Raw genomic sequence first — 25,170 nt, forward strand, 5'->3', positions numbered from 1 at the left:
AGTGAATGTAATGGAATATGCCCGTTTTTCGGCCTGCGGGAGACGGGATAGAAACAGGAGGAGTCAAGGAAAATGAATTTACAGGTGGAAAAATTAGAAAAAAACATGGCGAAGCTTACGATCGAAGTGCCCGCCGATGATTTAGAGAAAGCGCTGCAGAGTGCATATATGAAGCAGAAAAACAAGATCAATATGCCAGGCTTCCGGAAAGGGAAAGTACCGCGCCAGATGATCGAGAAGATGTATGGACCAGAGATTTTCTATGATGACGCGGCAAACAGCCTGATCCCGAAGGCTTATTCTGAAGCTTATGACCAGTGTGAGCTGGAGATCGTATCTCAGCCGGAGATCAATGTAGAGCAGATCGAAAAGGGCAAGCCGTTTATCTTTACAGCAGAAGTGGCTACAAAACCAGAAGTGACTCTGGGCGAGTATAAAGGACTGGAAGTAGATAAGGTTTCTACCCGCGTGACGCAGAAGGAAGTAGACGCGAAGATCCAGGAAGAAGCGGAGAAGAACGCTAGAACAGTGACGGTAGAAGACCGTCCGGTCCAGGATAAGGACGAGATCATCCTTGATTTTGAAGGATTTGTAGACGGAGAAGTTTTTGAGGGCGGAAAAGGCGAGAACTATCCGCTGACCATCGGTTCAGGTTCGTTCATTCCCGGATTTGAGGAGCAGCTCATCGGAGCGGAGCCGGAGAAAGAGATCGAAGTAAAAGTAACCTTCCCGGAAGATTACCATGCGGAAAACCTGAAAGGCAAAGATGCGGTGTTTAAATGTACCGTACATGAGATCAAGGCGAAAGAACTTCCGGAGATCGATGATGAATTCGCGGCAGAAGTTTCAGAATTTGATACATTGGATGAATACAAAGCCGATGTAAAGGCAAAAATCAAAGAGCAGAAGGCTTCTGACGGAAAAAGAAAGAAAGAGGACCAGGCGGTAGAGAAGGCGATCGCTAACGCTTCTATGGAGATTCCGGATGCGATGGTAGACACCCAGGCTCGCCAGATGGCAGATGAATTTGCCCAGAGGATCCAGGCTCAGGGACTGACACTGGAGCAGTACTTCCAGTTTACCGGCATGGACAGAGAGAAAATGCTGGAAGAAATGAAACCGCAGGCTCTGAAGCGGATCCAGACCCGTCTTGTGCTGGAAGCGGTGGCCAAGGCAGAGAATATTGAGATCAGCGATGAAAAGCTGGACGAAGAACTGGCTAAGATGGCAGAGGCTTACAAGATGGAAGTAGAGAAGCTCAAAGAGTTTATGGGCGATGCTGAGAAACAGCAGATGAAAGAAGATATGGCTGTCCAGGAGGCGGTGACCTTCCTGGCGGAGAACGCAGTAGAGAAATAGAAGACATGTAAGAAGTGGACAGGAGGCATATAATATATGAGTTTAGTACCTTATGTCATTGAACAGACAAGCCGCGGAGAGAGATCTTATGATATTTATTCCAGACTTCTGAAAGACCGGATCATTTTCCTTGGAGAGGAAGTGACGGATGTATCGGCAAGTGTGATCGTTGCGCAGCTTTTGTTCTTGGAAGCGGAAGACCCGGAGAAGGACATCCATTTATACATCAATAGTCCGGGAGGTTCTGTGACGGCAGGACTGGCTATTTATGATACCATGCAGTATATCAAATGCGATATCGAGACGATCTGTATCGGTATGGCGGCAAGCATGGGCTCCTTCCTGCTTTCTGGCGGAACGAAAGGCAAACGTCTTGCGCTTCCCAATGCGGAGATCATGATCCATCAGCCCTCAGGAGGGGCCCAGGGACAGGCGACAGAGATCCAGATCGCGGCGGAGCATATCTTAAAGACCCGTCAGAAACTGAATCAGATTTTGGCAGAAAATACAGGACAGCCGCTGGAAGTTATCCAGGCAGATACAGACAGGGATAACTTTATGACAGCGGAAGAAGCGAAAGCATACGGTCTGATCGACCAGGTGATCACACGCCGTTAAGCTGCCGGAAGTGTCCTGAAATTATGAGGTGAAAAAATGGTAGGTAGAAACGACGACCAGGTAAGGTGTTCGTTTTGCAATAAGACGCAGGCTCAGGTGCGCAAACTGATCGCGGGGCCAAATGGCACATACATCTGCGATGAGTGCGTGGAAGTCTGCGCGGAGATCATCGAGGAAGAACTGGAATATGAGGAAGGAAGACGCAGAAGTCCGTTTATGGATATCAACCTTCTGAAGCCGGAGGAGATCAAAGCGTTTCTGGATGAATACGTGATCGGTCAGGACGAAGCTAAGAAGGTTCTGTCAGTGGCCGTTTACAATCATTATAAGAGGATCATGGCAGGCCGCGAGGATCTGGGAGTAGAGCTGAGCAAGAGCAATATTCTGATGCTTGGCCCTACCGGATGCGGCAAGACTCTTTTGGCCCAGTCTTTAGCCAGGATTTTGAATGTCCCATTTGCGATCGCGGATGCAACCGCGCTTACTGAGGCTGGATATGTAGGTGAGGATGTGGAGAATATCCTTCTCAAGATCATTCAGGCGGCGGACGGCGATGTAGAGCGCGCGGAGTATGGGATCATTTACATCGATGAGATCGATAAGATCACGAAGAAGTCCGAGAATCCGTCTATCACAAGAGACGTGTCGGGGGAAGGCGTACAGCAGGCGCTCCTTAAGATTATTGAAGGAACGGTGGCCAGCGTGCCGCCCCAGGGGGGGAGAAAACATCCCCACCAGGAACTGATCCAGATCGATACGACAAATATCCTGTTTATCTGCGGCGGAGCCTTTGATGGGATTGAGAAAGTGATCGAAAAAAGGATCGATCAGAAATCCATCGGTTTTAACGCGGAAATCGCCAGCCGACATGAAAATAATATGGACCGGCTTTTGAAGCAGGTGCTTCCGCAGGATTTGGTGAAATATGGGCTGATTCCAGAATTAGTAGGGCGTATGCCGGTGACGGTAGCTCTTGAGATGCTGGATAAAGAAGCTTTGATCCGGATCTTGACAGAACCTAAGAACGCGATCGTGAAACAGTACCAGAAGATGCTGGAACTGGACGGGGTTGACTTGATCTTCGATGAAACAGCTCTGGAAGAGATCGCGGAGACTTCTCTGAAGCGGAAGACAGGAGCCAGGGGACTGCGGGCGATCATGGAAAATACGATGATGAATATTATGTACCAGGCGCCTTCGGATGAAACGCTGAAGTCTTGCCGGATTACGGGAGATGTGATAAAGGGAATTGGAGAACCGGAATGTGTTCATGAGGCAGTCCGGTCTGAGAGTGCATAATATAAGGCGGGTGCAGGTAAGAGCGTACCCGCCTGTTTATATATAAGGGAAGGACATTTGGAAAGAAAACGAGAGACAGGAGAGTTAAAAGATACATGGAAAAAGAGAGAATAAGTCTCCCAATGGTAGCCTTGCGGGGAATGGTAGTCCTGCCGGAGATGGTAACGCATTTTGACATAAGCCGCGAGAAGTCGATCCAGGCGGTTGAACGCGCAATGGCCGGCGAACAGCTGATCTTCCTTGCAGCCCAGAAGGATGTGGAGATAGAGGAACCGGGCGCTTCTGACGTCTATGAGACTGGTTGCGTGGCCAGTATTAAGCAAGTACTGAAGCTTCCTAAGAAAATCACCAGAGTTCTGGTAGCAGGCCAGATGCGGGCACACTTGGAAGAGTTAGAGCAGGAGAGCCCGTTTCTCTATGCTTCCGTCCAGGTGATAAAGGATATGAAGAGCGGGCAGGAAGACGCTGCGGTTAACCGGGAGGCCATGCTGAGAGGATTGAAAGAGCTGTTTAGGGAATATCTGGGGAAAAATCCTAAAACCGCGAAGGAACTGGGGCAGCAGATCGAGGAGACCATGGATCTTGGGAAACTGGTAGATATCATTGGCGCGAATCTTCCCTTGCGTTATACAGAACAGCAGGAGCTTTTGGAAGAAGCCGACCTTATGCGCCGGTACGACCTTCTGTCCGATAAGGTCGTGCAGGAGATCCGGGTACAGAATATTAAGGATGAGCTGCAGGCAAAGATTAAGGAGCGGGTGGATAAGAACCAGAGAGAGTATATTCTGCGGGAAGAACTGAAACTGATCCGGGAAGAACTGGGAGACGAGACCACGCTTTCGGATGCGGAAGAGTTTCAGCAGGCCGCGGATGCTTTAAAAGCGCCGGAAGAAGTAAAGGAAAAACTAAACAAAGAAATAAAAAGGTTTAAAAATTCGATGAACAGTCCGGCGGAAGCAGGCGTGATCCGCACTTACATCGAGACCATGCTGGAGCTTCCCTGGGACAAAACATGCAGAGACAATAAAGATATTGCTTATGCCAAGAAAATATTGGATGAGGATCACTACGGCCTTGAGAAGGTAAAAGAGCGGGTATTGGAATTCCTGGCGGTCCGAGCCCTGACGAAGAAGGGAGACGTTCCGATCCTGTGTTTAGCCGGCCCTCCGGGAACCGGCAAGACCTCCATTGCCAAATCTCTGGCCAAGGCGCTGAAGAAGCCTTATGTGCGGATTTCCCTGGGAGGAGTCCGGGATGAGGCGGAGATCCGGGGGCACAGGAAGACTTATGTAGGGGCGATGCCTGGACGGATCGCGGAAGCCCTGCGAAGAGCGAAAGTGAAGAATCCATTGATGCTGTTGGATGAGATTGATAAGGTGAGCAACGACTACAAAGGGGATACATTCTCTGCGCTTTTGGAAGTGTTGGACAGCGAGCAGAATATGAAGTTCCGGGATCATTACCTGGAAGTCCCGCTAGATCTGTCAGAGGTGCTGTTTGTGACGACCGCCAACACGCTCCAGACGATCCCAAGGCCGCTTCTGGACCGGATGGAAGTCATTGAGATCAGCAGCTATACAGAGAATGAAAAGATGCATATCGCCCTGGAACATTTGATTCCGAAACAAAGAAGCCGCCACGGCCTGAAAGAGGATCAGCTTACCATCAGCAAGAAAGCGGTTTGGAAGATGGCCCGCAATTATACAAAGGAAGCGGGAGTGCGCCAGCTGGAGCGCAAGATCGGCGAGATCTGCCGGAAAGCGGCGAAAGAGATTTTTGAGACGAAGAAGAAAAGCGTGCATATTACAGAAAGAAATCTTCATTTATATTTGGGAAGAGAGCTTTATACTTACCAGATGGCCAACGAATCGCCGGAGGTAGGAATTGTAAGAGGACTTGCCTGGACTAGTGTGGGAGGCGATACGCTGCAGATCGAGGTCAATATCATGCCGGGAGAAGGAGAGATCCTGCTGACCGGGCAGTTGGGAGACGTGATGAAGGAGTCCGCGAGGACCGGTATCAGTTACATCCGTTCCGTCAGCCGGGAGCATGACATTGCGGAAGATTTCTTCAAGAAACACGACGTACATATCCATATTCCGGAAGGAGCGGTGCCAAAAGACGGGCCATCCGCCGGCATTACCATGGCGACAGCTATGCTGTCTGCCGTTACCGGGAAGAAGGTCCGTTCTGATGTGGCAATGACAGGGGAGATCACACTGCGGGGACGGGTGCTTCCCATCGGAGGGCTGAAAGAGAAGCTGCTGGCGGCGAAAAACGCAGGAATCCAGACGGTGATCGTACCCAAGGAAAACAAACCGGACGTGGAGGAAATCTCCGCGGAGATTACAAAAGGCTTGGAGATCCTTTTTGTGTCACATATCAACGAAGTGCTGGATCGGGTTTTGATCAAGTAACGAAATGACGAAGCAGTGACGAGAAAGAAGAAATGGAGAACAAACATGATCATTAGAAATGTGAATCTGGAAACCGTCTGCGGGATTACCAGTCCGCTTCCAAAGAACCAGCTGCCGGAGATCGCGTTTGCGGGGAAGTCCAACGTGGGAAAGTCATCTCTCATCAATGGGCTTATGAACCGCAAATCTTACGCCAGGATCTCGGCTACGCCGGGAAAGACGCAGACCATCAATTTCTATAACATTAATGAAGAATTATATCTGGTAGATCTGCCGGGATACGGGTACGCGAAAGTGTCTGAGCAGGAAAAGAAGCGATGGGGCGAATTGATCGAACGCTATCTGCACGGGTCAAAGGTGCTTAAAGCGGTGTTTCTCCTGATCGATATCCGGCATGCGCCTTCTGCCAATGATAAGATGATGTATGACTGGATCGTGGCACAGGGTTTTCAGCCGATCATCATTGCCACGAAGCTGGATAAGATCAAAAGGAGCCAGAAGGACAAGCAGCTGAAGCTGATCAGGCAGGAACTTGGGCTGATCCCAGGGACCGTGATCATCCCCTTTTCCTCTGTGACAAAGCAGGGGAGAGATGAGATCTGGGAATTGGTAGAGACGAATTTCCTGGGGAAGCAGGAAGAAGAGCAGAATCCGCAGGAGAGCGGGAGTTCGTAGAAGCCGGAGGACCGAGGTTTTTAAAAGCGGGGCAGGACAGGAGGAAGAGGAGAATGGAAACGAGCTATAGAGAGCAGCTTGGTGACAACCGTCCATATTGGAAAGTGATCGTCAGTCTGGCATTCAGCCTGGCGGGGACGATCCTGTTTGTGTGGATTGGGGTTGAACTGCTTTTCTATTTTATGCCGTTTGTCATCGGCTGGTTTATCGCTTACATCGTAAGCCCAGTGGTAAACTGGCTGGAGCGCAGGCTGAAGATCGTAAAAAAACTAAGCTCGGCTCTCGTCATCATTCTGGTGTTGGCGGGAGTGATCCTGCTGCTTTATTGGGCTGGAAGTAAACTTTTTCGGGAAGTGGCGCAGCTTTTGGCAGATATGCCGTCTCTTTACCGGGAGTTGAGCAAAGGATTTCAGTCTATTGGGGAGAGTCTGGATGGTGTGTTTCAGATGCTCCCGGCGGGACTTCAGAACGGACTGCATACATTTACGGAGAATTTGGGTAGCTCAGCTGGAAATATGATCCAGAATCTGAGCGCGCCTACAGTAACAGCGGCAGGTAACTTTGCGAAGCGGATTCCCTCCATGTTGATCGGGGTGATCGTAACCCTTATATCATCATATTTTTTTGTGGCAGAGCGGGAGGAAGTGATCGCCTGGGCCAAAAGGATTGCTCCGGATTCTCTGGTAAAAAGGATGTCCATGGTCATCTCCAATCTGAAATACGCGGTGGGGGGATACTTTAAAGCGCAGTTTAAGATCATGATAGTCGTATTTGCTATTCTTCTGGCCGGCTTTGCGGTCATGGAGATACACTTTTCCTTTTTGCTGGCTCTGCTCATTTCATTTCTGGATTTTCTTCCCTTTTTTGGGACGGGAACGGCAATGATCCCATGGGCTGTCTATCATCTTCTGACGGGAGATTACAGGAGAGCGGCGGCGCTGCTTGTACTGTACGCGGTCACACAGCTGGTGCATCAGCTGATCCAGCCTAAACTGGTGGGAGACAGCGTGGGACTGAAACCCTTGCTGACCCTGGTACTTCTGTATATCGGATACCGTGTCGGAAGCGTGCTGGGAATGATCGTGGCCGTACCGGTGGGAATGATCGTCATCAATCTATATAAAGCAGGGGCTTTTGACTATATTCTGGACGATGTGAAGATTCTGGCAGAAGGAGTGCTGAGTCTGCGGAAAAAGTAAATTGTGAATAAACTGTGAACGGGGACGTAGTAAACTGCAAAAAGGCTACGTCCCCAATTAACTTTTGCCCTGTACCCGATCGTCCGAAACCTCATGCAAATGTATGGAAAAAGGAACAAAATAAGGGGAAGAATCACTAGACTTTTAATTTTCCAGGGACTATAATAAATTATATATGTGAATGTATGATCATGTAACAAACATTTAAGGAGGAACAACAAAAATGGCAAGAAAAATGAAGACCATGGATGGTAACCAGGCCGCGGCTCATGCGTCATATGCGTACACAGAAGTTGCGGCTATTTATCCGATCACGCCATCATCTGTTATGCCAGAACATGTAGATGAGTGGGCGACCGAGGGAAGGAAAAATATCTTCGGACAGACGGTTCAGGTAACAGAGATGCAGTCTGAGGCGGGAGCTGCGGGAGCTGTACACGGTTCTCTGGCGGCAGGCGCGCTGACGACTACATTTACCGCATCCCAGGGCTTGCTGCTGATGATTCCAAACTTATACAAAGTGGCAGGGGAGCAGCTTCCGGGCGTATTCAACGTATCTGCCCGTGCGATCGCAAGCCATGCGCTGTCTATCTTCGGTGATCATTCCGATGTTTATGCCTGCCGCCAGACCGGAGCCGCTATGCTCTGCGAGTCCAGCGTACAGGAAGTTATGGATTTGACACCCGTTGCTCACTGCGCGGCTTTGAAAGGCAAACTGCCGTTTATCAACTTCTTTGATGGATTCCGCACTTCTCATGAGATCCAGAAGATCGAGACTTGGGATTACGAGGATCTGAAAGACCTGGTAGATATGGATGCGATCGATGAATTCAGAAATCACGCCTTGAATCCAAATCATCCATGCCAGAGAGGTTCTGCTCAGAACCCGGACATCTTCTTCCAGGCAAGAGAGGCATGCAACCCATATTATGATGCTATGCCGGCGATCGTTCAGGAATACATGGACAAGGTTAATGAGAAGATCGGTACCGATTACAAACTGTTCAACTACTATGGAGCAGCGGATGCGGAGAAAGTGATCGTTGCTATGGGATCTGTCTGTGACACTATTGAAGAGACCATTGACTATCTGATGGCAGCAGGCGAGAAAGTGGGCGTTGTAAAGGTACGTCTGTACAGACCGTTCTGCGCTCAGGCATTGATCGACGTTATTCCTGACACTGTAAAATATATCAATGTTCTTGACCGGACAAAAGAGCCGGGAGCACAGGGAGAGCCTCTGTATCTGGACGTTGTTTCCGCTCTGAAGGGAAGCAAGTTTGAAAATGTTCCGGTAAACAGCGGACGTTACGGACTGGGATCTAAGGATACCACACCGGAGCAGATCGTTGCGGTATTCAATAATCAGGAGAAAGCAAGATTCACCATCGGTATCGAAGACGATGTAACAAACCTTTCTCTGAATGCTGGCCCGGCGCTGGTAACCACGCCAGAAGGAACCATCAACTGCAAGTTCTGGGGACTTGGCGCGGACGGAACTGTTGGAGCCAATAAGAACTCCATCAAGATCATCGGCGACAATACAGATATGTACGCTCAGGCTTACTTTGACTATGACTCCAAGAAGTCCGGCGGTGTTACCATGTCTCACTTAAGATTTGGTAAATCTCCGATCAAATCTACTTATCTGATCCATCAGGCGAACTTTGTGGCATGCCACAATCCGTCTTATGTAAATAAATACAATATGGTTCAGGAATTGGTAGACGGCGGCACATTCCTTCTGAACTGCCCATGGGATATGGAAGGTCTTGAGAAACATCTGCCAGGCCAGGTAAAGGCTTATATCGCGGATCACAACATCAAGTTCTATACCATCGACGGTATCAAGATCGGGAAAGAGATCGGACTTGGCGGACGTATCAACACAGTACTGCAGTCCGCGTTCTTCAAGCTTGCGGCTATCATTCCAGAGGAAGAAGCCATCGATCTGATGAAGAAAGCCGCAAAAGCTACCTATGGAAGAAAAGGTGACAAGATCGTACAGATGAACTACGATGCCATCGATGCCGGAGCAAAACAGGTGCATGAAGTAGAAGTTCCAGAATCCTGGAAATCCTGTGAGGACGAAGGCCTGTTTACACCAGAGGTAAAAGGCGGCAGAGAAGACGTAGTTTCCTTTGTTAAGAATATTCAGGCAAAAGTAAACGCTCAGGAAGGAAATTCACTTCCAGTATCCGCGTTTACAGATTATGTAGATGGTTCCACACCGTCAGGATCTTCCGCATATGAGAAACGTGGTATCGCGGTAGATATCCCGGTATGGCAGCCGGAAAACTGTATCCAGTGTAACCGCTGCGCATATGTATGTCCGCACGCGGTTATCCGTCCGGTAGCTCTGACTGAGGACGAGCTTGCGAACGCTCCGGAAGGAACCGTAGGAATCGACATGATCGGTATGCCGGGAATGAAGTTTACCATCACGGTATCCGCTTATGACTGTACCGGATGCGGATCCTGTGCAAATGTATGTCCAGGCAAGAAGGGCGAGAAAGCGCTTGTTATGGGCAACATGGAAGAAAACGCCGGATGTCAGGAGACCTTCGACTTTGGCCGTGAGATCCCGGTAAAACCAGAAGTTGTCGCTAAATTTAAACCAGAGACAGTAAAGGGAAGCCAGTTCAAACAGCCGCTCCTTGAGTTCTCAGGCGCTTGTGCCGGATGCGGTGAAACTCCGTACGCAAAACTGATCACTCAGTTATTCGGTGACAGAATGTATATCGCAAACGCTACCGGATGTTCTTCTATCTGGGGCAACTCTTCACCGTCTACGCCATACACGGTAAACGCGAAGGGACAGGGTCCTGCATGGTCCAACTCCCTGTTTGAAGATAATGCTGAGTTTGGTTACGGTATGCTGCTTGCTCAGAAAGCCATCCGTAAGAGACTGAAAGAGGAAGTAGAAGCGGTTGCGGCTTCTGATCAGGCTTCCGCAGAAGTAAAAGCAGCCTGCCAGGAATACCTGGATACCTTCAACTGCGGCGTTACAAACGGAGATGCTACGGACAAGCTGGTAGCGGCTCTGGAAGGATGTGAGTGTGAGACCTGCAAGGATATTGTGAAGAACAAAGACTTCCTGGCGAAGAAATCCCAGTGGATCTTCGGTGGAGACGGATGGGCTTATGATATCGGATTCGGCGGTGTTGACCATGTATTAGCAAGCGGTGAGGATATCAATATCATGGTATTCGATACCGAGGTTTACTCCAATACCGGCGGACAGTCTTCCAAGGCTACTAAGACCGGAGCAACCGCTCAGTTTGCCGCAGGCGGAAAAGAGACCAAGAAGAAAGATCTGGCTGGTATCGCTATGACCTACGGCTATGTATATGTCGCTCAGATCGCTATGGGCGCTGACTTCAACCAGACAGTCAAAGCCATCGCTGAGGCTGAGGCATATCCGGGACCGTCTCTGATCATTGCTTACGCTCCATGTATCAATCATGGTATCAAGAAGGGCATGAGCAAAGCGCAGACAGAGGAACAGCTGGCAGTAGAGTGCGGATACTGGAATAACTTCCGGTTTAACCCGGCTGCTGAAGGCGCGAAATTCACGCTGGACAGCAAAGAGCCAAAACAGGAAGAGTATCAGGCATTCCTGGACGGTGAGGTTCGTTACAACGCGCTGAAGAGAGCGAATCCGGAGAAAGCCGAGAAGATGTTCGCTCAGAACGAAAAAGAAGCTATGGAGCGTTACGCTTATCTGAAGAAGCTGGTAACACTGTACGGCGAGGAATAAAAGATAGGTTTTAAAAGAAAACTGATGGAAAGGAGCTGCTGTGGAAAAGGCAAATGAGCCTGCTTCACGGCAGCTCTTTTTGTGTGTGGGAAGGAGGAATAATGAATAAAAAAATGAAAATAAAATTTCATATATAGAATGATTGAAAATTAACTTACATTTTACCGAATTAGGATATATGCCTTTACCTCCTGCTGATATGATAAACAACGTAGAAATTACAATTGTTTATCAGGAGGAGAGAGAAATGATAAAACAACAAGCGACGCAGTCTCAGAAATTGATGATATTTGTGCTTACGATGTCCCTTTACGGGCTGGCAACATTATTCACAGAGCTGATTCCTTCATTTCAGGTAGGAATTGTGGAATTCTCTGTAGAATACTTCTTATTCATCCCATTGGTTTTGGCCATGCTGTTTGATCCTATGTCCGCGGCTTTGGGGGCGGCTACGGGGGAACTGGTATTTAGCGAGATTATGCTGGGGCAGTTTGGCGGCCTTGGAGAGTTGGAGAAATTTATTACTGTAACGATCGGAATATATATTGCGGGACGTATGGTAAGGAATCCAAGAAACCGGAAGATGGTCGGCATTGCGGCGATCAGCGGAGTGATGATCCAGCAGATTCTGGGGATGATCGTGGATATTTTGAAAGTACAGTTCGCGGTGCAGGATTTCGAGGCGGTTCCGGGACTTCCGGAAAGCGTTTTTGCCACAGAAGGATTTGCCTGTCTGAATGATGTGCTGTTCTCAGGAATCTTGTTTTGTATGCTTCCAACGTTGTTCCTGGTACCGAAGCTCTATGGAAAGATCGAGCCGCTGCTTGGAATGAGTCCAAGAACCGAAGATACGGCCCTTGGAGCGGTGAATGCAAAGGTGGTAGTCTGCTGCGCCATCGCGTTTGCAGCAGCCGTAGGAGCTGAGATGATGGCGGAAAGCGGAATGGCTCTGATCGACTGGGAAGCAGGATGGGCAGGAAGCACTACAGCTCTGGCGGTAGGAATGGTAGTGGCCGCAGTGATCGCAATCGTCATGATCTTGGTGCTCAAAAGCCGCTCAGATCATTCAAATACCGCTAAGAACGCATAGAAGGATGACAAATCATGAGTATGATCGAGATCAAGAATTTGACGTATACCTATCCGGGCGCGGAGGAAGCTACGCTGAAAGGAGTAAACCTAGAGATTGAACGGGGAGATTTCCTCGCGGTGGTAGGCAACAACGGATGTGGAAAGTCTACGCTATGCAAGGTTATAAACGGATTGATCCCGCATTTTATCACAGGGGAATTCTCGGGTACTGTCAAGATTGATGGGGCTGACACCCTAGATCTGGAAATTGGTGATCTTGCCCGGAAGGTAGGGTATGTATATCAGGATTTTGAGAATCAGATCGTCCGGCCTACAGTCTTAGATGATGCTTCCTATGCCTGTATGAATTACGCAATGAAAGACTATCTGGAGAGAGGGAGAAAGGCGCTTGCCCAGTGCGGCCTGGAAGGTCGGGAAAAAGACTATATCTGGCAGTTGTCGGGAGGACAGACCCACCTGCTGGCCTTGGCTGGCGCGGTATCTCTTCAGCCGGAGGTGCTGATCCTGGACGAGCCTATCGCCCAGCTTGATCCTCAGCATGCAGACCGGATTTATGAAGTCTTAAAAGAGCTAAACCGGACTTATGGGAAAACGATCATTGTGATCGAGCATCATACTGAATATATCGCTGATTATTGTAAACATGTTCTCTTGCTGAAAGATGGACGCGCGGAATGGAAGCTGCCGGCGAAAGAGGCTTTAGGCAGGGTAGAGGAACTGCGAAACTGCAACATCTTTCCGCCCCAGGTGACGACAGCGGCCTACGAATTAGAAAAAGACGGGGTTTTAGCAGAGCAAATAAAACTGCCATCCACGATAGAAGAGGGAAAAACAGTATTTAAAGAACTTGTCTATAGGGAGAATGGGAAAGCGGCTGTCGCAGAAGAGGAGCTGTCCCCGAAAAGAAAGCAGGGAGAAATCGCTGTGTCCTGTCAGGATGTGTCCGTCTCCTATCGGTCGGTTAAAGGAGAACCCAGGAAGGTTTTCCAGTCTCTGGATCTGGAATTGCACAAAGGCGAGAAGATTGCCCTGATTGGTTCCAACGGAGCGGGGAAGTCTACGCTTATGAAGATGCTGACAGGACTTTTAAAACCAAACAGTGGTCAGATAAGGATCGGAGATATGGATATCCGGGACAAGAAGCCGGAACAGCTGTCCAGATATGTGTCTCTCGTTTACCAGAATCCAGAAGATATGTTTATCAAGGACTCCATTCAGGCAGATATTTCTTTTGCGATGCAGGTGCGCGGCGAAGAGTGTTGGAAGGAGCGGACAGAAGAACTCCTGGAGAAATTCCGTTTGCTGAACTTGAAAGAGCAGGATGGAAGATTGCTTTCAGGAGGACAGATGCGAAGAGCCAGCCTGGCGATTGGCGTGGCGTTAAAGCCGCAGATCCTTCTTTTGGATGAGCCAACGGCAAACCTGGATATCGCTACCCGCAAGGAAATCATGAGAACGTTAAAAGAGATGGAAGATATTACGGAAACGGTAATGATCGCCACTCATGATATGCAGTTGGTATGTGAGTGGGCCCAGAGGATCATCGTTCTGTGCGGCGGTAAGGTGATAGCGGATGGAACGAGGGATGAAATCTTTGGGAATCAGGAGGTCTTAGAAACGGTAGGAATACGTCCGCCGGAGATCTTTAGTATGGGGCAGGCGCTCAATCCCAAGGCCTGCTGCTATACGATCGATGAATTTGTGGCCGGATTTGGAAGGAGATAGAATATGGATCAGATAAAGAAAAGGTTATCGGAAAATATCCTGGACAAATTTTCTATGGATTTTCTGAGGAATCAAGTGCTGAAAAACGCATATGGAAATGACGATACATTTATTGCCGCTCTGGATCCAAGGCTGCTCTTGGTCTGGTACGCGTTTTTCGCGTTGGTGCCTTGGTTTGCGGATAATCTGATATTCCTGTTGGGGTGCTTTCTGCTGGTGGCGGTGACTACCGTCATGGCACGGGTTGCAGGTCTGGTGTTGGTTCTGTTTGGCGTAGGAGTGTTCTCACAGACAGGATATTTGTTTGTTGTATCCCTTCTGTTTGGAGGAAATGTAGAGACGGCGGCGCCGCTTTTGATCTTGACGCTGAAGGTTGCCACAGTGTCTTTGGCTTCTGTCACTGTGTTTTCCGGCCTGGATCCGGACCGCCTTTCTAATGGACTTATGTGGTATGGCTGCCCGGAGAAACTGTCTTTTTCCATCTCTTATGCTTACCGGATGCTGCCTATGCTGATGGAGGAATTTCAGAATGTGCTCCTGTCCTACCGACTTCGGGGAAATGCGCCGGACAGCTCTACCTTATGGGGAAAAGTGCGGTATTTGATCTATCAGATTAAAGTGATCATTCATTCTTTTTATCCGTTGATGCTAAACACCGCCAAACGTTCCAGAACTACGGTGGAAGCTCTGGAGCTCAAGGGATACCGGTATGCGGCTGTCAATAAAGAAGTGAAGAAAATGAAGCTGTCTTCTCTTAAAGTGACTTATGATGATCTGTTGTTCCTGGCGGTTTCATTTTTGTGGGTGGCCCTTGCCATATTGGGAACAGTGGTGATAGGATAGGAGGAAGAAGAGCATGTACATAGATTTTCATACCCACGGGAAATTGGCGAAAAAGCTGCCCTTTTCTACCGCGTATACGGACTGGCTGTTTGAGGAGGCCAAAGGAGCGGGACTTGATGCTTTGTGTCTGACCGAGCACTTTAATACGCTTCAGTTTGACGAGCTATACGGATACCTGATGGACAGCGGTGACCGGGAAGGGGATACTCTGATGACGAAGAACGGTCTGCGTATTTTCGCTGGAATGGAGACGGACATCCGGGAGGGCGGCCACATTTTGAGTATAGGGACGCCGGAAGAGATCCTGGAGTTAAACCAGAGACTGGAGCCTTATAAGACGGCCGGAGCGTTTCTTCCCTTTGAGAAACTAATGGATTTATTTGGGGAGTACTCGGTGATCGTAGGGGCAGGACATCCCTTTCGGGAAGGCGGCCATATTCCGCAGCTTCCGGAGGAACAGCTGAAGAGACTGCATTTCTTGGATTTGAATGGGAAAGATGTGGCCCAGGACCCAAAAGCGGCATGGACACAGACTCAAAGTATGGCGCGGGCGTTGGAGATTCCTATGGTAAGCGGAAGCGATACCCACCAGGCGGTACAGTATGGGTGTATTCTCAGCAGGTTTTATCAGGAAGTAAAGACTGTAAAGGAATTGTACCAGCAGATGAAACTGGGAAATTATGAGATCATAGTCTCAGATTATGCCTCTTTTCAAGTAAAAACCGCGGGGATTTTGAAAAAAGCGTTGAAGGAGATCCATGCGATCGGAGGAAACTACGTATCTGTTTTGACAGATAAAAGCCCATGCTATTCACATTTGCAGTAAGGAGAGAGAAGGATGGTACTTGCGTTGCCGGAATCGGAAAAGAAATATACCCGGTCAGAGGAAAGGATCCTGGAATTTATTGAAGAGTTCACAGATGAATTTCTGTTCATGAGCATTGGCCAGCTTGCACAGCGTTTGGAGATTTCGGAAGCTACTATTTCCAGATTTGCCAGACATACGGGATATCGGGATTTCAAAGAATTGAAAAATGGTGTCGCTCAGCAAAAATCAGGAAAGGGCGCGGCAAGAAAGATGGCGGGGACTTTGCTTAAAGAGGATGGGTTTGATGTGGAAAACTGGTTTTCCTACCAGCAGGAGTGCATCGCCAGGACGGTAGAAAATCTGGATCAGAGAGAATTTACCCGCGCTGTGGAACAGATCATAAACGCCAAGAAGGTTCTGATCCATGCAAAGAACGCTTCTGCGGCAGCAGGGCAGTTATTATTTTTTCGCCTTCGGAGAATGGGTTTCCCTGTTTCTGTGATTCCATCAGGAGGGTCAGAAGTACTGGAGGGCCTTGCTCAAGCTGGTCAAGGAGATCTGGTAATTCTTTTCAGCTATTCTAAGGTCTCTGAAGAAGGAAGGATCATCCTGGATTATGCCAGAAAGGCGGGATATGAGACGCTGGCCTTTACAAGCCGGAGATATGCGCCTGAAGATCAGCGGGCGGACACGAACCTCTATGTATACCGGGGAGAAAAGAAGGAATATCACTCCATGACCGCGGCGGTAGCCCTTGTGGATGCTTTAGTTCTTGCGCTTTCTAAGAGAAGCCAGGAGACATCCGCCGAGAGTCTGATCCGCCTCCAAAAGCTAAAAGAACGATATCAAGGAACGGGACCACGGGATTAGTTATTGACATTTCTCCCCAAAGGTGCTACAAATGTACTATATGAATCATAATGCTTGATAGAGGCGCGGCCGCCATCAGTATCTGGAAGGCGATAGTTTGGAAGACTGTCTTGCGGGGAAAGGGGCGTCCGCCGAAGAGACGGGATGTTTCCAGGTCTTGTCTCTGGGACGCGGCAGAAGATGCCGCGGACTGTCACATTCGTGGAGCGCTATCGCAGGAAATGATCGGGGATTAAAAGGTCATGCCATGAGCGCGCCAGGAAAAGCGTTGTTCATGGTATTTTTTATCACCTAAGAAGAGAGGAAGAAAAGGAAATGAGAGGAAAAAGAAAAACAATCTGGGGGATCCTGGCTTTGCTTTGTATCTTGGCCTGCAGTTCCCTGACCGTTTTCGCGGCGGAAGACGCGGCGGAATATGTTCCCGATATGTATGCGACATTTTGGTCGCTTGTGCCTCCGGTGGTGGCGATCGGCTTGGCGCTGATCACTAAGGAAGTTTATAGCTCCCTGTTCATCGGAATCTTGATCGGAGGAATCTTTTATTCTGGTTTTGAGTTTGAGGGAACGATCACGCATGTATTCCAGGATGGAATCGTGGGAGTACTGACAGATTCTTATAACATGGGGATTATCGTATTTCTGGTGATCTTGGGGATCATGGTTTGTATGATGAATAAGGCGGGCGGTTCTGCCGCGTTCGGCCGCTGGGCCAGCACCAAGATCAAAAGCCGGGTGGGAGCGCAGCTTGCTACCATAGCTTTGGGCGTGATGATCTTTATTGATGATTATTTCAACTGCCTGACGGTAGGAAGTGTTATGCGGCCGGTGACAGATAAGCATAATGTGTCCAGAGCGAAGCTGTCCTACCTGATCGATGCCACGGCGGCGCCTGTGTGTATCATCGCCCCCATTTCTTCCTGGGCGGCGGCTGTGACTGGATTCGTGGAGGGAGAGGATGGATTCTCTATCTTTATCCGGGCCATCCCCTACAACTATTACGCCCTGCTTACGATTGTCATGATGATCGTGATCGCGGTAATGAATTTTGATTACGGCCCAATGAAGCTTCATGAGGAAAACGCTAAAAAAGGAGATCTTTATACAACGCCAGACCGCCCGTACGCGGACGCGGAGCAGGAGATCGTGGAAGGGAAAGGGAAAGTGATCGATCTGGTATTCCCGGTGATCGTGCTGATCATTACCTGCGTGATCGGAATGTTGTATACCGGCGGCTTCTTCAGCGGAACCGGATTTGTAGAGGCTTTTTCCAATAGTGACGCTTCTGTAGGACTGATGTTTGGAAGTTTCTTCGCGTTTATCATCACGATAGGATTTTACGCCGTAAGAAAAGTGCTAAGCCCGAGAGAATCCATGGATTGTATCCCGGAAGGATTCAAAGCGATGGTGCCGGCTATCCTGATCCTGACCTTTGCCTGGACCCTGAAAGCTATGACAGACAGCCTGGGTGCGGCGGATTATGTGGCTCATATCATGCAGTCCGCGGCGGGAGGGCTTATGAGCCTGCTTCCGGCCATCATTTTCGTGGTCGGATGTCTTCTGGCTTTTGCCACAGGAACTTCCTGGGGAACCTTTGGCATTCTGATCCCGATCGTTGTCGCGGTCTTTGAAGGTATTGATGAGAATATGATGATCATGTCTATTTCCGCGTGTATGGCAGGAGCCGTGTGCGGAGACCACTGTTCACCGATTTCCGATACAACGATCATGGCTTCCGCGGGCGGCCAGTGCAACCACGTCAACCATGTGACGACCCAGCTTCCCTACGCGTTTACGGTTGCGGCAGTTTCCTTTGTGAATTACATCATTGCCGGATTCATCCAGAATCCCTTTATCTGTCTGCCGATCGGAATTGTTCTGATGATCGGAACGCTGATGGTGATCCGCCTGATAACAGAAAAGAAAGTATAAAGAATCTTGAAAGGATCCATAAGAGGGACGCTTCCGAAACGTCCCTCTTTTTTGCGGCTTTTCTCATAAAAAAGGAGGCAGGTACGAAAAATAATGGTATAATAAGGAACAGAAGCAAAAAGAGAGGAGATCGAAAATCGGATGAGCATAAAAGATTTACAGACCTATGAGATCATAACAGAAGAAAATTTAAGCGGCATTCAGACCAGAGGAACACTGCTCCGTCACAAAAAGAGCGGGGCCAGAGTCCTTCTGATGGAGAATGACGATCCGAATAAAGTATTCAGCATCGGTTTTCGCACACCGCCTTCAGACAGCACAGGTGTCCCGCATATCATGGAACACTCAGTGCTCTGCGGGTCGAAAAATTTTCCGGCGAAGGATCCCTTTGTGGAATTGGTAAAAGGATCCCTGAACACCTTCCTCAACGCCATGACATACCCGGATAAGACGGTGTATCCGGTGGCCAGCTGCAACGATAAGGATTTTCAGAACCTGATGCATGTGTACATGGATGCGGTATTTTATCCGAATATTTATCAGCATGAGGAGATCTTCCGGCAGGAAGGGTGGAGCTACCGCTTGGAGTCACCGGAAGGGAAGCTGTCCTATAATGGAGTGGTCTACAATGAGATGAAAGGGGCTTTTTCTTCTCCGGAGAGCGTGTTGGACCGGGTGGTCTTGAATACTCTTTTCCCGGATACTTCTTACGCCAACGAATCCGGCGGGGATCCGGAAGAGATCCCGAAACTGACCTACCAGCAGTTCCTGGATTTCCATAGGACTTATTACCACCCCTCCAACAGCTATATCTATCTGTATGGCGATATGGATATGGGAGAAAAGTTAAGATGGCTGGATGAGGAATATTTGAGCGGCTTTGAGAAAATGGATGTGGATTCCCGGATCAAGTATCAGGAACCTTTTGAGGAGATGGTGGAAAAAAGAATTCCATATTCCATAGCAAGCGATGAATCTTTAGAAGATAATACCTATCTTTCTTATAATAAGGTGATCGGGACAAGCCTGGATCGGGAGTTATATCTTGCTTTCCAGATCCTGGATTACGCGCTCCTCTCCGCGCCGGGAGCGCCGCTTAAGAAAGCGCTGACAGAAGCCGGCATCGGGAAGGACATTATGGGATCCTATGATAATGGGATCTACCAGCCGATCTTCTCTGTTATCGCAAAGAATGCCAATCTGTCCCAGAAAGAGGAATTCCTGAAGGTGATCGGTGAGGTCCTCCAGGAACTAGTCAAAAACGGCATTGACCGGAAAGCTTTGGAAGCGGGAATCAATTATCATGAATTTCGTTACCGGGAAGCGGATTTTGGAAGCTATCCCAAGGGATTGATGTATGGCCTGCAGATCCTGGACAGCTGGCTCTATGATGATACAAAGCCATTTATTCACATCGATGTGCTGGATGTGTTTGAGTTCCTGAAAGAAAAGCTGGATACCGGATATTATGAGAACTTGATCCAGAGGTACCTTTTAGATAACCCTCACGGCGCGGTAGTGATCGTGGAGCCGGAGCAGGGAAGGACTGCCAGGCTGGATGCCGCTTTGGATGAACGATTGCAGGAGTACAAAGCGGGATTGAGCAGGGAAGAAGTACAAGAACTGGCAGAACGCACGAAAGCCCTGGAAGATTATCAATCTGCCCCGGAAAGAGCGGAGGACCTGGAGCGTATTCCTGTTCTGAAGCGGGAAGATATTTCCAGGGAAATTGAGCCTATCATCAACGAAGAAATGACCATTGCCGGGGTGCCGGTCATTTTCCATGAGACGCAGACCAATGGGATTGGGTACCTGGACCTTTTATTCGATATGTCCGGCGTGAAAGAAGAGCTGCTTCCCTATGTGGGAATCCTGCAGTCCGTTCTTGGTATCATCGACACGGAACATTACAGTTATGGAGAATTGTTCAACGAGATCAACCGTTGTACCGGCGGCATCGGTACCAGTTTAGAACTTTATAATGATGTGACTAATATCCGGGAGAAGGCTTTTAAAGCCACCTTTGAAGTGAAGGGGAAGGCATTGTATGAGAAGCTTCCTGTGCTTTTCTCTATGGCAGGAGAGATCCTTACGGCGTCTAAACTGGGAGACGAGCGCAGGCTGAAGGAAATCCTGGCTATGGCCAAATCCAGGCTTCTCATGCGTTTTCAGTCTTCCGGCCATTCCACGGCGGCGCTGCGGGCCCTGTCCTACGGGTCCCCTTCGGCCAAGCTGAAAGATATGACCAACGGCATTGACTTTTACCGGACGGTAGCAAGGATCGAAGAGCATTTTGGGGAGGAGAAGGAATATCTGATCCAAGTCTTGAGAGAACTGGCAGAGCGTCTGTTCCGGCCGGACAATCTGATGATCAGTTATACCGCTTCCAGGGAAGGATTAAAAGGGATGGAAGAAATGATACAGGGATTAAAGAACGTCTTGTTCCAGACTCCGGTGAAGGAAGAATCCTGTATCCTGCGCTGCGAGAAGAAGAACGAAGGATTTAAAACCGCCTCTAAGGTGCAGTATGTGGCCCGTACCGGGAATTTTATCGACAATGGCGCAGAGTATACCGGAGCTCTTCAGATCTTGAAAGTGATCTTAAGCTACGATTATCTGTGGCAGAATATCCGGGTCAAAGGAGGCGCTTATGGCTGTATGAGCAGCTTTAACCGGATCGGCGAAGGGTATTTCGTGTCCTACAGGGATCCCAATCTGAAGCGGACGATGGAGGTCTATGAGGGCGTGACGGATTATCTGAAGAAGTTTACCGTCAGTGAACGGGATATGACCAAATATATCATCGGGACCATGAGCAATATCGATCATCCTATGACGCCGTCCGCAAAGGGAGAGCGTTCCATGAATCTCTATATGAATAAAGTGAGCGCGGATATGATCCGGGAAGAGAGAAGACAGATCCTGGAAGCAGGACAGGAGGATATCCGGGCGCTTTCCAAGGTCACAGAGGCGCTGTTGAAAGCAGGACAGATCTGTGTGATCGGCGGGGAGGAAAAGATCGAAGAAGAGAAATCCATGTTTGATACGGTGACCAGTTTTTAGGAAAGAGAAGAAATAGGGAGGAACTATGAGAGAGGATTTTAGATCTGGGTTTGTAACATTGATCGGCCGCCCTAATGTAGGGAAATCTACACTGATGAACTATCTGGTGGGACAGAAGATCGCCATTACATCCAAGAAGCCCCAGACTACAAGAAACCGGATCCAGACGGTGCTGACCACAGAAGAAGGACAGATCATCTTCGTGGACACGCCGGGGATCCATAAGGCGAAAAATAAATTGGGAGAATACATGGTGAATGTGGCCCGGCAGACTTTGAATGAGGTGGACGTGATCCTGTGGCTGGTAGAGCCTGCCACCTTTATCGGGGCGGGGGAACAGCACATTATCCAGCAGCTGAAGAAGGTGAATACGCCGGTGATTCTGGTCATCAATAAGATCGACAGCGTGAAGAAGGAGGAAATCCTGCCGGCCATCGCCGCCTACAAAGATAAGCTGGATTTTGCGGAGATCGTGCCTGTGTCCGCCAGGAGCGGCGAGAATACAGACGAGCTTCTCAAGACAGTGATGCAGTATATGCCCTACGGACCGCTGTATTATGACGAAGATACGGTGACGGATCAGCCGGAGCGGCAGATCGTGGCGGAGTTGATCCGGGAGAAGGCGCTCCACTGTCTGGAAGAAGAGATTCCCCACGGCATCGCGGTCACCATTGAAAGTATGAAGAAAAAGGGGAAGATCACCCATATCGATGCTACGATCATCTGCGAGCGGGATTCCCACAAGGGGATAATTATTGGAAAACAAGGAAATATGTTGAAAAAAATCGGAAGCACCGCCCGCTATGAGATCGAGAAAATGCTGGACTGCCAGGTAAATCTCAAGCTTTGGGTGAAAGTAAAAAAAGACTGGCGGGACAGTGAATTCCTAATGAAAAATTTTGGATACCGGGAAGAAGAATAAAAGATCCCGGCCATGGGAGAACCTAATCTTAACCGTAGGAGACGGAAGAAAATAACGGACAGATGAGGTGATTTCATGGAAGAAACATACTGGAGACGATTCCTGGAAACGGGAAAAGTAGAGGATTACTTGTATTACAGAGGAATGGAAATCTGCAGCCAGGTAATGAAGAATCACGAAGGTGAGCCGATCGATGAATCAGATAACAGTGACGGGTATGGTACTTGCCGCGGCGCCTGCGGGAGAATATGACAGGCGGGTGGTGATCTTGACAAAAGAGCGGGGAAAGATCGCGGCTTTCGCCAGAGGAGCCAGGCGCCAGGGAAGCGCCCTCCTTGGGGTGACAAGCCCCTTTTCCTTCGGAGAGTTTACGCTGTATGAGGGGCGGACATCCTATACGCTGATGTCGGCCTCTATTTCCAATTACTTTGAAGAACTGCGGACAGATGTAGAAGGTGCTTACTATGGGTTTTATTTTATGGATATGGCCAATTATTATGCCAGGGAGGCGGCGGACGAGCGGGAGCTTTTAAAGCTTTTATATCAAACGCTGCGGGCGCTGTCAAATGTACATATTCCCAACCGGCTGGTACGGTGTATCTATGAGCTGCGGATGATCGTGATCGAGGGGGAAGGCCCCCAGCTTGCGGAATGTGTCCTGTGCGGCAGACGGGAAGGGGAGAAGCTGTTCAGCGTCAGAAAGGGAGGACTGATCTGCCCGCAGTGCGCCAAGAAAGCCGGAGACGGAAGGACTTTGCGCTCCTCTACTCTTTACGCGATGCAGTATATCGCGGGGACACCCCTGGAGAAACTGTATACCTTTGTGGTGAAAGAAGAGGTGCTGGAGGAATTGGAGCAGATAATGAAAGCTTATTTGGAAATGTATCTGGGGAAGCGGTTTAAGTCTTTGGATATTCTGGAAACAGTAGTGAACCAGGGAATATAAAATGCTCTGGAAAAACCTTGGCAGGGGTTGCAAACCAGGAGGGATAACTGTATAATAATTAACAATTATTATAGTAAAAAGAGAGGACAAGGGTATGGTTGAAAAGACAATGGATAAGATCGTGGCGTTAGCCAAGTCAAGAGGATTTGTTTATCCTGGGTCTGAGATTTACGGAGGACTTGCGAATACATGGGACTATGGAAATCTTGGAGTAGAGTTAAAGAATAATGTAAAAAGAGCCTGGTGGCAGAAATTCGTCCAGGAATCTCCTTACAATGTGGGAGTGGACTGCGCGATCCTGATGAACCCGCAGACATGGGTGGCCAGCGGACACCTGGGCGGATTCAGCGATCCATTGATGGACTGCCGGGAATGTCATGAGAGATTCCGCGCGGATAAGATCATAGAGGATTACGCCAAGGAGCATGGCCTGGATATTGGGGACAGCATTGATGGGTGGAGCCATGAGAAGATGGAAGCCTACATTGAAGAGCACCAGATTCCATGTCCGACCTGCGGCAAACACAATTTTACAGAGATCCGGGAGTTCAACCTGATGTTCAAAACCTTCCAGGGAGTAACGGAAGACGCGAAAAGCGTAGTATACCTGCGCCCGGAGACAGCTCAGGGAATTTTCGTAAACTTTAAGAATGTACAGCGTACATCCAGAAAGAAGATCCCATTTGGAATCTGTCAGATCGGGAAATCCTTCCGGAATGAGATCACACCAGGAAACTTTACGTTCCGTACCAGAGAGTTTGAGCAGATGGAGCTGGAGTTCTTCTGTGAGCCGGATACTGATCTGGAATGGCATGCGTACTGGAAGCAGTTCTGTCTGGACTGGCTGAAGAAACTGGGATTGAAAGACGAAGAGGTGCGTTACCGGGATCATTCTCCAGAAGAGCTGAGCCACTACAGCAAGGCGACGACAGACGTAGAGTTTTTGTTCCCCTTTGGCTGGGGTGAGCTTTGGGGAATCGCGGACCGGACAGATTTCGACCTGACTCAGCATCAGAATGTTTCCAAACAGGATATGTCCTACTTTGATGATGAGAAGAAGATCAAATATATTCCGTATGTGATCGAACCATCACTGGGAGCTGACCGTATGGTTCTGGCGTTTCTGTGCAGCGCTTACGATGAAGAAGAGCTGGAAGGCGGAGATAAGAGAACGGTGCTTCATTTCCATCCAGCGCTGGCGCCGGTGAAGATTGGAGTTCTGCCGCTGTCTAAGAAACTGAGCGAGGGAGCGGAAAAGGTCTACGCAAAACTGAGTAAGAAATACAACTGCGAGTTCGATGAAAGAGGAAATATCGGAAAACGCTACCGCCGTCAGGATGAGATCGGCACGCCGTTCTGCGTCACCTATGATTTTGATTCGGAGGAAGACGGCGCTGTGACAGTCCGCGACCGGGATACGATGGAACAGGAGAGAGTGAAGATCGAGGATCTGGAAAGCTACTTCGAGAAGAAGTTTGAGTGGTAGGAGTATTCCGGGGAAAAGAAAAGGAATATCTGGAAGCCGTGGGAAAGCAAAAAGAGACTTTCCCACGGCTTTTCTTTTGTAAGACGGCTTTTTATCTGGTCTTATGGTATAATTTACTTTAAAGACAACGGGGATCTGAAAGGAAGGCTTGATAAGAAA

At 49.0% G+C, this 25,170-nt stretch carries 18 protein-coding genes; all 18 read left to right on the plus strand.

The genetic code is table 11. The features are described 5' to 3' along the window. Positions 1-72 precede the first annotated feature (72 nt). The 18 genes from FND36_04890 (at position 73) to FND36_04975 (ending at position 25,011) form a co-directional block, all read left to right on the plus strand. Positions 73-1,359: a trigger factor gene (locus FND36_04890; GenBank protein QDW73439.1), complete on the plus strand. Its 1,287-nt coding sequence runs from the start codon at positions 73-75 to the stop codon at positions 1,357-1,359. Positions 1,360-1,395: 36 nt separating this feature from the next. Next, the gene (clpP, locus tag FND36_04895) at positions 1,396-1,977 is read left to right on the plus strand and encodes an ATP-dependent Clp endopeptidase proteolytic subunit ClpP (GenBank protein ID QDW73440.1); all 582 of its coding nucleotides are present in this window, start codon (positions 1,396-1,398) and stop codon (positions 1,975-1,977) included. Positions 1,978-2,013: 36 nt separating this feature from the next. Further along, on the plus strand, positions 2,014-3,276 hold the full coding sequence (gene clpX, locus FND36_04900; GenBank protein ID QDW73441.1) for an ATP-dependent Clp protease ATP-binding subunit ClpX: 1,263 nt from the start codon (positions 2,014-2,016) through the stop codon (positions 3,274-3,276). A gap of 95 nt (positions 3,277-3,371) precedes the next feature. Further along, positions 3,372-5,693 carry an endopeptidase La gene (gene lon / locus FND36_04905; protein QDW73442.1) on the plus strand — a complete coding sequence of 774 codons (2,322 nt, stop codon included), beginning with the start codon at positions 3,372-3,374 and terminating at the stop codon, positions 5,691-5,693. 45 nt (positions 5,694-5,738) lie between these two features. Then, positions 5,739-6,368 (plus strand): YihA family ribosome biogenesis GTP-binding protein, encoded by a 630-nt coding sequence (locus tag FND36_04910; protein ID QDW73443.1) that lies wholly within the window; start codon positions 5,739-5,741, stop codon positions 6,366-6,368. Between the two features lie 53 nt (positions 6,369-6,421). Further along, on the plus strand, positions 6,422-7,567 hold the full coding sequence (ytvI, locus tag FND36_04915) for a sporulation integral membrane protein YtvI (GenBank protein QDW73444.1): 1,146 nt from the start codon (positions 6,422-6,424) through the stop codon (positions 7,565-7,567). A 223-nt stretch (positions 7,568-7,790) separates the two neighbouring features. Then, positions 7,791-11,327, plus strand: coding sequence for a pyruvate:ferredoxin (flavodoxin) oxidoreductase (gene nifJ, locus FND36_04920; protein QDW73445.1), 3,537 nt, complete (start codon positions 7,791-7,793; stop codon positions 11,325-11,327). Positions 11,328-11,574: 247 nt separating this feature from the next. Then, positions 11,575-12,417, plus strand: a complete 843-nt coding sequence (locus tag FND36_04925) for a cell division protein FtsQ (protein ID QDW73446.1) — start codon at positions 11,575-11,577, stop codon at positions 12,415-12,417. Positions 12,418-12,431: 14 nt separating this feature from the next. Then, positions 12,432-14,144, plus strand: coding sequence for an ABC transporter ATP-binding protein (locus FND36_04930; GenBank protein QDW73447.1), 1,713 nt, complete (start codon positions 12,432-12,434; stop codon positions 14,142-14,144). A gap of 3 nt (positions 14,145-14,147) precedes the next feature. After that, complete coding sequence (locus FND36_04935; protein ID QDW73448.1) at positions 14,148-14,987, plus strand: energy-coupling factor transporter transmembrane protein EcfT; 840 nt, start codon at positions 14,148-14,150, stop codon at positions 14,985-14,987. 13 nt (positions 14,988-15,000) lie between these two features. After that, the gene (locus FND36_04940; GenBank protein QDW73449.1) at positions 15,001-15,813 is read left to right on the plus strand and encodes a hypothetical protein; all 813 of its coding nucleotides are present in this window, start codon (positions 15,001-15,003) and stop codon (positions 15,811-15,813) included. 12 nt (positions 15,814-15,825) lie between these two features. Beyond that, positions 15,826-16,665, plus strand: coding sequence for a MurR/RpiR family transcriptional regulator (locus tag FND36_04945; protein QDW73450.1), 840 nt, complete (start codon positions 15,826-15,828; stop codon positions 16,663-16,665). 97 nt (positions 16,666-16,762) lie between these two features. Beyond that, a complete protein-coding gene (locus FND36_04950; GenBank protein ID QDW73451.1) occupies positions 16,763-16,960 on the plus strand; it encodes a hypothetical protein in 198 nt (65 codons plus the stop codon). A gap of 20 nt (positions 16,961-16,980) precedes the next feature. Beyond that, on the plus strand, positions 16,981-18,594 hold the full coding sequence (locus tag FND36_04955; GenBank protein QDW73452.1) for a Na+/H+ antiporter NhaC family protein: 1,614 nt from the start codon (positions 16,981-16,983) through the stop codon (positions 18,592-18,594). 141 nt (positions 18,595-18,735) lie between these two features. After that, positions 18,736-21,657: an insulinase family protein gene (locus tag FND36_04960; protein QDW73453.1), complete on the plus strand. Its 2,922-nt coding sequence runs from the start codon at positions 18,736-18,738 to the stop codon at positions 21,655-21,657. A gap of 25 nt (positions 21,658-21,682) precedes the next feature. Next, positions 21,683-22,579, plus strand: a complete 897-nt coding sequence (locus FND36_04965) for a GTPase Era (GenBank protein ID QDW73454.1) — start codon at positions 21,683-21,685, stop codon at positions 22,577-22,579. A 193-nt stretch (positions 22,580-22,772) separates the two neighbouring features. Then, complete coding sequence (gene recO, locus FND36_04970) at positions 22,773-23,525, plus strand: DNA repair protein RecO (protein QDW73455.1); 753 nt, start codon at positions 22,773-22,775, stop codon at positions 23,523-23,525. 94 nt (positions 23,526-23,619) lie between these two features. Next, on the plus strand, positions 23,620-25,011 hold the full coding sequence (locus FND36_04975) for a glycine--tRNA ligase (protein QDW73456.1): 1,392 nt from the start codon (positions 23,620-23,622) through the stop codon (positions 25,009-25,011). Positions 25,012-25,170 lie beyond the last annotated feature (159 nt).

The organism is Lachnospiraceae bacterium KGMB03038 (assembly GCA_007361935.1).
Classification (GTDB): domain Bacteria; phylum Bacillota; class Clostridia; order Lachnospirales; family Lachnospiraceae; genus Massilistercora.